Origin of the sequence: Mycoplasmopsis pullorum (assembly GCF_001900245.1) — a bacterium.
Classification (GTDB): domain Bacteria; phylum Bacillota_I; class Bacilli_A; order Mycoplasmatales; family Metamycoplasmataceae; genus Mycoplasmopsis; species Mycoplasmopsis pullorum.
In genome coordinates this window covers 893,422-905,915 of sequence record NZ_CP017813.1, presented here as the reverse complement: position 1 = coordinate 905,915, position 12,494 = coordinate 893,422, and the positions used below count along the sequence as shown (strand labels likewise).

The 12,494-nt window shown below is 27.8% G+C and carries 3 protein-coding genes; 2 read left to right on the top strand and 1 reads right to left on the bottom strand.

Annotated elements, in window-relative coordinates; genetic code table 4:
* Nucleotides 1–330 precede the first annotated feature (330 nt).
* Entirely contained in the window at nt 331–7,770 is a 7,440-nt protein-coding gene (locus BLA55_RS03690) for an MGA_1079 family surface serine endopeptidase (protein WP_073372730.1), read from the bottom strand.
* 171 nt (nt 7,771–7,941) lie between these two features.
* On the opposite strand from BLA55_RS03690, the gene BLA55_RS03685 reads away from it, so the two are divergent.
* Both BLA55_RS03685 and BLA55_RS03680 read left to right on the top strand, forming a co-directional pair.
* Nucleotides 7,942–9,099: an MnuA family membrane nuclease gene (locus BLA55_RS03685; protein ID WP_073372729.1), complete on the top strand. Its 1,158-nt coding sequence runs from the start codon at nt 7,942–7,944 to the stop codon at nt 9,097–9,099.
* A gap of 152 nt (nt 9,100–9,251) precedes the next feature.
* On the top strand, nt 9,252–12,449 hold the full coding sequence (locus tag BLA55_RS03680; RefSeq protein ID WP_073372728.1) for a type I restriction endonuclease subunit R: 3,198 nt from the start codon (nt 9,252–9,254) through the stop codon (nt 12,447–12,449).
* Nucleotides 12,450–12,494: the final 45 nt, after the last annotated feature.

Below are 12,494 nucleotides of genomic sequence, written 5' to 3'. Positions count from 1 at the left end.
TCGTAATTTTAGAAAGGTTTGGTATATGCAAAAAACTCAAAAACAAAATCAAGAATTTTATTTTGATTACCTTTCACTTTAATTATATTTTAAATGAACCTTAAAAGTTAAAAATCAAAGTGAATTACAAAAAAATTTGACTAATATGAAAATTTTTTCATTTGTATCATTAATGGCAACACTAATCGAGAATTTCATATTTTATTCCTGTTATTTTATTAATTTGTCGAGCCATCACCAAATCACTTAAGGTAAATTCACCTAATTAGCCACAAAAATACAAAAAATCTCTACCAATTAGTGATAGAGATTAATTGTGAAGAATAAAATTTATTTTTGATTCATTTTTTTAGAATCAGTTAATCAATAAACGGGCTCAATTGTTGGATCTCAAGCATTTAATTTCATAATATTAGATGCTGCTGAGTTGATATTAGCAATATCTAAAATACTTTGGTCCTTTTCTACAGTTCCATAGTAGTTAAATTCTCATCATTTTTTATTTGATTTTTCAAAAATATTTGAGTATCCAAATCACGCAGTATATGATTTTCAACCTATTGCCGAGTTAACTAATGAACTATAGGTACCGTTTGCATCAACTACACCGGTACCACTGTTTCCACCACGCACGAAAATTGGAGTAAAGTTTTTGTTACGTTGATTTGAAGCACCAAAGAACTCACGATTGTCATTTATATTGCTACGGTTAACAATATAACCACCTTGATTCTTAGCAGGGAAACCAACAAAAAGATGTCCAGTATAATATTCAGCTTTAGTTTCTCAAGTACTGTTGTTACTTGAATTTAAGTGATCGACGCTATAGTGAATATTATCTTTACTATAGTCATTAATGTTAAGATTTGGTAATTTTAATAAATTAGTGTATCACAAGGCTGCTTCCAATTTTCCGCTCGCTTTAGCACTTTTAATGATTTGATCAACATCGATCAGGAAAATTGTACTGTCAAATTCTTTATTTGTGATTGTTGCGGAATTATCGATTTGATTCTTACCAGTTCAAAAGATAAATGCTTGTGTTTCAATTTCATATGGTGATTCAACCAACGGATAACCACTATCAACATTATTTGCAAAACCATTAGAAGTAATTGTTAATTTTAACTTGTGATTTCAAGCTTGCGGAATTGGATTTTCAACATAACCATTATTATTTATTACGTGGTTATTCGTAATAACATACATTCTTTTTTCATTTGGATCACTACTTGCTTTACCAAGCACAACGCTTGAACCATTACCATTAATTTCTAAAACACGGTTAAGTTGTTCTCTAACTTTCGGATTTTGGTAATTATGCATAATTTCCATGTTCAATTTATATCCTTCATGAAATTTATAAGGTAAGTTTTGGTTTGGATCATACTTAAATAATGCTTCATTATTGTAACGATCGTTATAAATAATAAGCGGTGTATTTTCTGATGTGTAACTCATATTTGCATAATCAAATTTATTGCTAATACTATTATTAAATGTTTCATTAGCTAGATCATTGATGTATTCAATTGTTGCTGTTGCACCATAAACTAAATCGAAAAAGACAGCTTTTTCTGGAGAGAATTTAACCGCATTATTAGGATCAAAATCAAATTTTTGCATTGTTTTATAGATGTTTTGACCAAATACTTTGTAAGTACCATTATTAATAATTTGATATTTGAATTTAATACCGTCTGCTGTTAATTCAAAGCTAATTTGGTATTCAATTTGTATTCCACCAACATTTTGAGTTACTCCATTTTGGACGATTTTGCCAGAAGTTTGTAGTTGCGTTCAATCAAGAGTAACATTTAAACCTTGATCATGATTTAAAATCCGGTTAATTCGATTCTCATCTAAATATGCAATGTTTGTGTGGAAATGCAAATTAATTTTGGCATTTGAAATATTTGAACGTTCAAGAAGTGGTGCATAATAGTCTTTTTTGAATAATCATTCGACACCATTTTGTTGCTCATTTAAGTCAAAAATTACATCTTTATAGTCGAATTCAACACGTCTACGGCGTAAAATTTTTGCATTATTTAAGAAAACTTTTTTCATTCCATATTGCACGCTAAGACGGTTTAAAAGTTGGCTGTAATTAAAATCTTGCGATGCATTTATCGAATCATTAAAATTACTAATTTCAAATCAAGTATCTGATTTGATTTGATCATTTTGAGTAAATTCGCTTGGTGAATATGCTAAACGTACAAAAACAGAATCAGGAAATTCATCTAATTTTAACGCGTTGCTTAATCTGTATTTTCCATTCGTTCCAAATAATTGTTTCATGGTTTTATCATGGTATTGAAGGTCAGACGAAACATTAATAAAATTATTAGCTAAAGTATTATTTGTTACCGTACTAAAGAAATCATCGCGACTCATTGAACGAACTAAGGTTTGATTAATTTGTAAATCATTGAGTGTAATGTTATTCAATAACGCTTCTTTATAGGCATCTAGAGCATAATCATTAACTAAATTTTGTAATTCAATGCGATGTTGTGTATTATAACGAATGTTTGTGTTTTGTTTATTAATGAATCCTAATTTAAACGAAAGTGTTCCCTTATTGGTGTCACTATAATTTGCTTGAACATCATAATAATAGATAAAGTAATTTGGTTTTAAATCGACTTCAATATCTACTGCAGATTCTTGGTCGTTAGGATCATGAATTGAATCTAACACTAACACTTCAGCAGCATTATTAACCGCACTCGGTGAGTTAAATCTCAATAAATAATTTAATTTATCGTAAGCTTTTTGTCGAGCGAGTAGAACCGGATCTAGTAAACGTTTACTATCACGAGTGAGATTGTATTCAAAATCGGTACTGTTGATTTGATTAATTTTAGTCATAATGTTAGGCTCAGGAGCTTCAAAAGAATTTCCTTGAAAATCTGCATCAGTGAATCATTCACCATTTGCCGGTCTAATATCACCACGGTCTAATTTGCGAGCACCATGTAGTGTATAAACAAATGTTTTCATGTCTTCCTGAAAGACACCATTTTTATATAGACCAAATTGTAAGTATGCAATTCCGTTTAAATCATCTGACTTAAATGTTTGCTGGTCACGTTTTTCTTCAGGAACTAGTCCAATTGAGTACTCACCATAACTTGGTAATTTGTATAAATTGTTAAATTCAGATCACACTTGTGAAGCAAGTAAGTGTGAATGTGTTTTGTCACTTACAAATTCAATATCTCTAAATATTTCACTAATTTGATTGTTTTTAATTAAATTGTATGCATATAGTGCATTAACTTCTTTTGGTGCTAAGAATGAATCTCACACAAAAGGAAATTCAATAGTTTTACCATCTTTGCTTAGTTTTAAGATGAACACTAAATATTGCAAGTTTTCAACTGGATTAGTTACAGTATTATAAATATAGAATTTGTTGGTATCACTTGCTGGAATAAAATCAGAAAATCCGACAAAATCTCATCCATCTAAGTCCACATCAAAGTTATCCAAAATAACTTCTTTGAATAATTCATGTTTTAAATCATCATTTGCTGCTAATCTTCTTAAATCTAAAGTAGAATATTTACTATTTGATTGAGCAATTCGATTTGCTTCAGATGCAAAATACGCTGCAATTCCATATTTATAATCTTCATTAATAGTAGCACGGTTTAAAAATTTTTCTTTTGGTGTAAATGTTACATTATAAGCATCTTGACCAAAGTAAACTTGAGTATTATTTTTGTTGTTTGGATCGCCTTCGTTGTTTTTAATTTGTGCATCTAAATTAACAAGAGTTTTAAGTATTTTTCCTTTATATGAGACTTGCACATTTGCTTTAAAACCAATTTGATAAACTTCACGCTCAACTCTTGCACTACTTGAATCATTTGCTCTGACGTTTCTTGGTGTTTTGCTAAAGGTATTTTCTAAAGAATTAAGATCAATTGAGTAATCAAAAAAACTTTCTAATTTCGAGTATTTTGGACGGAAAATTAACTTTTTCAACTCTTCATTTTGCAACATTTTTTGGTCGTGAATTAAATTGAGTAATTTGTAATTGATTTCGAATAATTGATCAAGATTTAGATAACTAATTTTATTAATTCGATTTTCAATATCATTTTGTGACACAAAATTTCTTTGATATTCAAAATCTAAGTCGTCTTTTGTGACTCTAAAAGTAATTACTGCTTCGTTTAAATTTTCTGGTGAAACTTGAATATTTTTAACTTCTAAATTCGCACCTTCTTGATTAGATAAGTCTAGATAATAATTTGCATTTTTAAGGTTTAAACTTAAAGCATAGACTTTAATATTTGGATTTTTCGCTAATGAAGTACTTAAATTTGGTGTGTAACTTCGATCTAATGCTTCTCTTAATTCTTGTTCACGATCAGCTAAAGTTTTTTCTTTAAAATCACTAATTTGGCCATTTTTTAGATTTGAATAAATTTCTTTATTTTCAACACTGATTTTACGTAATTGATATTCAAAAGTGATGGTACGATTTTCGGTACTTGCACTTAGAATTCTTAAATTGACTACACTACTATCTTGTGGTAAGTCATTAAATACAATATTTTGTACATCAGCATTTTCAGCATATGTTTGCGAAGCTTGTGGATACTCAAAAGTCGGTGTAGCATTATTAAGTTTATCTTGATCTTTTGCTCAAATTTCTTCTTTATTGATTTGTTTTTTAAAACCAGTTACTTTAAATTCTTTTACATTGCTAATAATTCCTGAATTAGCAAATTCAGGTTTGGTTGACTCAAGGTTAAAATTCACTAGTACTCATCCTTGTGAATCATCACTTTGAATTATTTGGACATTTGTGAGTTTAATTTCTAAATCATTTTCAATCACAAAATATTGATCCAATTGCGATTGCGAAGCTAGGATTGATTCTTTATTTGGATAATCTATTGTTACATTTAATTCATTAATTCGTTGTTTTTCATTTTCTTTAGCTCTTTGTTCTGAGCTTGCTTGAGTTAAAAAACCACTAATTGAGTCTTGAAGCACATCACTTTCCACATTTGTTAAATTATCTTTAGTTGAAACTAATTTATATTCAAATTCAAGAACACCATTAACATCATCAGATCTAATAATGTTTGTAACTACAATATTTGCATCATTTTGCGGATAAATTGTCGCAACAATATCTTGAATTTGCACTTGTGAAGCTTTGGTATTTTCTTTACTTTGATTTTCTCTTGCAAACGCAAAAGCTTTACGAATTGATGAATTAGATGCAATTTCATTTAAACGATTCTTCTCAATTTGTGCACGTTTATTTCACGAATCAAAAATTAAGGTTGCACTTTGATAGTTTTGAGTGATTAATTGCGGATATTTTTGTGATTGAATTTTGTAATTAATCACTAATTCTCCGGTATTATCATCAAAACTTTGTTCTTGAATGTCATTTAAGTTAATTCATAGTTCTGAATTTACTTCTAAATTACGTAATGAAACAAGCACTTCGCTTGGTAGTAATTGTGATTGATTTGGATACGTAATAGTTAAATTAGTAAGTTCGTTAATTCGATCTAGTTCTGTTTTAAAACCAGTAATTTTATCATAATCATTATTTTCGCTTAAATCTTCATCGACACTAATTAAAATATTAGGATACTGCAATGATTTAAGAATATATGATATTTTAATTTTTCCGTTCAAATCATCATAAATATAAATGTGAATGCTTTCAGGTTCAACTTGCACTTTTTCTTGGTTTAAGTCAAAATATTCATTTTCACGTTTAATTTTAAAGACGATTTGATTAGTTTGGAGGTTATTTTCAATTGGTAAAATGTTCGCTTTATCAATATAATTTGCAACTAAGTTATTTTTAATATTTTCTAGTCTAATTAATTCTCGTTTTTGCAATGAATCTAAATTCAAAATTTGAACTGTTTTTTGCACTGAACTCGAGACATCACTTAAGTTTTCTTTAGTAGAAACTAATTCGAATTTCAATGTAATGGCACCATTTAGATCATCATAAGCACTAATTTCTTTTAATTTAATAGCAGCATTAGAATTTACTAAATCCATTATATTTAAGTCTGATTCGATAATTTGTGATGGTAATTTGTTTAAACTTTCATCCTTGATTGTTGCTATTTCGTTATCTTCTAAAGAATTTCAGATTCGATTTAAACGAATTTGCTCACTCAAAAATCCTTCTAAAGTGTAAGTCAAATCACTTCTAATTTCATTAGTAGAATTGTTTTGGACGCTATAAGAAAGAGTTAAAGTACCATTTTTATCATTTGCACTAAGAATTTGTTTGCTATCCTGAATAATTTCTCAATTATTATTAGCACTGCTAATTGATCAATTCAAGTCATTAGCATTAGCAATAGTACTTGGTAAATTGTTTAATTGATCGCTGTTAGCACGAATTTGAACAGTATAATGATTTTGGTTTTCGATTTCTTGATCAGTTAAAAAGTTTTCAAACTCAATACTATTTTTATTTTCTGACATTACAAAAATATTTTGATTTGTAATGGTATCTAAATTTGCGCGAGTGGATTTAATTCGATATGTAACTACTAATTCACCTGTAGAATTGTTGGTTTGATCAATAATAAAATCAATTATTTCAATTTGATTATTTTTTAAAACTTCTTCATCAATAACAAAATCGCTAGTTGAAATATAACTTGCTTGAGTTTGATGTTTATCAATATTTGTATTAAGACTAATTAATGAAGTATCTTTTTTAAAATGTTCACTTAAATTGTCAATACGCTCTTGCTCACTTAAATAATGTTTTGTTTGTTCACCAATAATTAAACTTTTAAGATCAGATTCGACTTTATTAAAGTTTTTACGTGTTGAAATTAACTTATATTTAATTTCTAATAAACCTTTATAATCATCGTATCCGCTAATTTCGCTAACTTCAAAAGTAGCATTTTGGTCATCTAAATTTAATGAAAAATATGAATGTCAATTATCTAAATTAATATCACTTGCTAAAATTTTTGTGTTTGTAATTTCTGAAGTTAAATTTAACAAATTCAAACGATTTTTTTCTTGTTTTAAGTCATCTTCGCTTATGTCTCTTTGATTTTTAAAACCTCGAATTGTTGCATTTAATTTTTGTTTTTGAAGGAATTGTTGAAGTTCCGGTTTATTAATTGACATTGAATATGAAATTACCAAAGCATCATTAGCATAGTCTTTTTGGACAATTTTTAAATCAGATAAAACAAAATTAAATTCTTTTTGGACCTTATATTTAGTTAGAAAATCACTTTGAGCTGATGAATTTATGTGTGTAATCGAATCGATTTGAACTTGGTTTAAAGTTGTTTCTGTTTTATTTGTATAATCAAATTCAAACTTAAGATTTGCAAATTCTTTTTGCATTTCTTCAATATATTGATGACTTAAAAAACCACTAATTTCTACTTCTTTTAGTTCGCTAGTTAAATTATCAGAACTTAATTTATAACTTAGCACAACACTTGAATCGTTAAATTTTTTAACTGATAAATCGATTACTTGAGCATTTAGATCATTTGGAGCAATTTTGATTGTCAATTTTTGAATTTCAAAATCATTTGGAAATATTTTTTCCTTGTTTTTATAGTCAAATTCAACACCAAGACTGTTTAATTTTTCTATTTTTTCTGCTTGAGTGTCCCCAGGTTTTTGTTTTTCTCCGCAACCAGAAGCCCCTACACTTGGGACAGCTACAGCAAGAGAAATAATCCCAGCACGAGCAATTGTTAAGAGAATTTTTTTCTTACTCATTATTACCTACTTTGCAAATTATAAATATTAATATTTTAATTATAAAACAGGTAATATTGTGTTTTGAAAAATATAATGAAATTTCATTTAATGTGTTATTTTTATGGAAATTTAGTTCTTTTATAACTTGTAAATACGTTTATAATTGATATTAAACTCGGAAGGAACGAAATGAAAAAGAGAAGAAATAAAAAAGCAAATACTGCAATTTCTTTAATTAGCAGTTTAATCGCTTTAGGAGTTGTTGGGACAGCAACTTATTTTGGATATGATAAGTTTTTTAAGAAAAGTACTCAAGAAACTAAAAAACCTAGTACTTTAGTACCTGAATTTAAAGACTTTGTCCCTCTAGCTGAAGATTCAATTCGTGTGATGAATTGAAATATTTTGAACTTTGGTGGTAATGAAAACTCAAAGAAATTGTTACCAAAAATTAACAATATCGTTAAAGCAATTAAATATTCAAACGCAACTGTGGTTGGTTTTACTGAAATTAATTATATTGACCCCAAAGACCGCAAAAGTGGTGTAGTGAGCGACTTAGAAGATATGCAAAGTTTACTTGGAGGAGATTGAAAATTTATTGTTAATGATAGTGTTGTAAATCCGAAATTCCCTAATTCAAAGGAAAATTATGCAATTTTCTATAATTCAAAATTAGTTGAATATGATAATTTTAAAGAAAATGTAACAACTAAAAATATCTACACTAGACCACCATTTTTAGCTCGTTTTAAAGTTAAAGAAAACGGTTATAAATTTTATTATTCAATCGCTCACTTTGACGCACCAGGGGCTAATGAAAAAAATGGAGAAGTTTTAGACTCGCAATACAAACCAAATGGTACACAAGAAATTACTGAGGCAAAAAGTGTTTATGAATTAATCTTTAAACCAAAAGAAAATGAAAACATTGATATTATTTTTGGTGGTGATACAAACTTATACCAAAAATCAAATGAAATATTCGAATCATTCAGTAAATATGGTGTTTTAAGTGCTTATACTGATTTTGAAAACCGTTTAAATGATCAATATTACAATACAAGTTTAAGTAAATCGAAAAACGGTGTAGTTAAACGTAAATATGCAAATCCATATGATAAGTGATTATATAAAGATTTTGGTATCAAAAATATCAATCAAAATCCTGATGCATTATTCAAAATTGATATTGTAGGACTTTATAATCTTAAAGTTTGAGACAAACAAGATGACATTAAAAAATGAGAATCAGCAAAGAAAAATTTAAGTGATAAAACTGATTTAACATTAGCAAATTTAACAAGCGACCACGCTCCAATTATTATTGATATCAAATTCAAATAAAAACAGCAATAAGCAAATGTAGCTCAATGCTGTTTTTTCTTTTAACTTTTTAACAATTTTGACGAATCTTTGCACACTCAATAAAAGAACAGACGTTAAATTTTGTATAATTACTAAAATAATATTGAAAAGATATTTAGTAGGAAGTTTATATGCAAAACTACAAACAGATTATGGAACGTAACAATGATACGGTTGTTGCTGATATTTCTCTAATTAGAAACAAAAAAAGAGATCAAAAATATCAATCCGAAGTCGAATTAGAGCAAAGTTTTATTAACATTTTAAAATCTCAAGGATATGAATATTTGTCAATTGATAATGAAGAAGCTTTGATTCAAAATTTAAGAGCACAAATTGAAAGACTAAATAATTATAAATTCCAAAGTGAGCAAGAATGAAATCGTTTTTTTAATGAAATTTCCTCAAGTAAAAAGGGAATTAAAGATAAAACTGAAATTATTCAGCAAATTAGAAAATTTAGCATCAAACTAGATAATGGAACTTCAAAAAACATTAAAGTTATTGATGCTAAACATATTCATGATAATCGTTTACAAGTGATTAACCAATATCAAGCTAATAACGGAACATATAAAAATCGTTATGATGTTACAATTTTGGTTAACGGTCTTCCGCTTGTGCATTTAGAGCTCAAACGTCGTGGTTCAAATCTTAAGGAGGCTTTTAATCAGATTCAAAGATATCAAAGAGAAAGTTTCTGAAGTGAGAGTGGACTATTTGAATTTATTCAAGTTTTTGTAATCTCAAATGGTACAGACACTAAATATTATTCAAATACTACTAGAGAATTAGCTAAAAAAGCTTCAAGTACCAACCAATTAGAAAATGAAAAAGTTTTAAGAAAAAATATACAATCTTTTGAGTTTACTTCATATTGAACAGATGAGAAAAATAATAAAATTCATGATTTAATCGATTTTGCACAGACATTTTTTACAAAAACCACGATCTTAAATATTCTTACTAAATATTGTGTTTTTGACTCTAATAAAATGCTTTTGGTTATGCGTCCATATCAAATTACGGCCACAGAAAAAATCATCAAGAAAATTATTACTTCCAAATACGAAAAAAGTGAAGGAACAATCCAAGCTGGTGGTTATATTTGACACACAACCGGAAGCGGTAAAACACTAACTTCTTTTAAAACAGCAGAACTGATTCAAAAAATTCCTGAAATTGACAAAATTCTCTTTGTTGTTGACCGTAGAGATTTAGATTATCAAACAATTCGCGAATACAAACGTTTTTCAAATGAATTTGCTGCTGGAGTAAAGAGCACTAAAGATCTTGCTCAACTTTTAAATTCTGATGTTTCAGATGCAGAAGATAAAAAAGTTATTGTTGTAACAATTCAAAAATTATCCAACTTTATCAAGCAATACGATAGTGCTAAAATTTACAATCAAAATATAGTATTTGTCTTTGACGAATGTCACCGCTCACAATTCGGTGCAATGCATAAAGCAATCACTAAAAAATTCAAAAAATATCATTTATTTGGTTTTACAGGAACACCGATTTTTAGTCAAAACTCAATTTTTTTCGATCATGCAAATAATGCTTTGACTACCGAGGATCTTTTTGGACAAAGACTTCATACATATACAATTGTTAATGCAATTGATGATGGTAACGTTTTACCTTTTAAAGTTGATTATGTAAACACAATCAAACTCAAAGACGTAGTAACAGATAAAAAAGTTACAAATATAGACACTTATGAAGTTCGTATCTCAAACAAAAGAATATCAGCAATCGTCGAGTATATTTTAGAACACTATGATCAAAAAACCAAAACTCATGAAAAATATCTTTTCGATAGATTAATAAACACAAATGAACTAACTAAAAATCCTAAAGCTAAAGAGAACAAAAAATCAAGTATTCTTCGTGGTTTTAATTCTATTTTTGCAGTAGAAAATATTGATTTTGCTAAAAAATATTACTTGGAATTCCAAAAACAAATCAAAGCAAAAGACAAAAAATTGAAAGTTGCTACTATTTTTACTTATGCTCCAAATAAAGAAATTCAACAATTTGGTGAATTTGATGATGAAGATTTTACAAAATTTGTTAATCTACAAAAAAGTGATCGTGATTTTCTACAAGAAGCGATCAATGATTATAATTACATGTTCAACACATCATATAGCATAGATCGCGAAGATGGTTTTCAGAATTATTATAAAAATGTATCACTTAAAATGAAAAATCGAGAAATTGACATTTTAATTGTTGTTAATATGTTCTTAACCGGTTTTGATTCTACAACATTAAATACTTTATGAGTAGATCGACCATTGCGTCAACATGGACTTGTTCAGGCGTTTTCAAGAACTAATAGAATCTTAAACTCAATCAAAAGCTATGGAAACATTGTAACTTTTAGAGATATTTCAAAAGAAACGAATGAAGCAATTGCACTCTTTGGTGATAAAAATACTAAAGAAATTGTGCTTCTAAAAACTTATAGCGATTATATTGAGGGTTATACTGATAAAATAACAAATAAAAAAATCGAAGGATATAAAGAATTAACAACGAAGCTTAAAGCAAAATTTCCGATTGATGATCCACAAAAATTGGATGAAGTTTTATTAACTAAAGAAAACAAGAAAGAATTTATTTCACTTTTTGGATCTGTTTTACGTCTTAGAAATATTCTTAAATCGTTTGATCAATTTCAAGAAGATGAGGAAACTTTTTTAGATAAGAGATCACTTCAAGACTATAGTTCACGTCAATGAGTTATTTCTGAAGAAAATGAAAAAGCAATTAGAGATGGAAAAGAAAGTATCATCGATGATGTTGTTATTGAACTTGAACTAGTTAGACAAGATGAAATTAATATCGATTATATTCTGAAAATAGTTTCTAGTGATATTTTGAAAAAGAAAAATACAAAAGACATTCAACATAACATTGAACGTTCAATTGATTCAAGTTCATCCTTAAGAAACAAAAAAGAACTTATTTTTAAATTTATTGAAAAGATGAATGTCGAAAATAGCTCACTGCATGAACAAAATAGTGAAGAAGAAGCTGAAAATCAAATTAATGACGATTGAAATAAATATACTGAAGAAGAATATAATAAAGAACTAACAAATATTATTGAAGAAATGAATCTTTACAAAAATGAAACACAAACTTACATGAGCGATTCATTTGCTAACGGCGAAATACGCTTTGAAGGCCCTGGTCTAGGAAAAACAATTAAAGAAAATTATTTCAATAAAAACAGAAATCCAAAAAGAAAAAAAGTATATGAAAAACTCAAACAACTTTTTGATAAATTTAGAGGTTTAGTTTTTCCAGAATAATTTGAAGTAAAATGTAAAAATTTTATTGCTTGTTTTATTTATAAT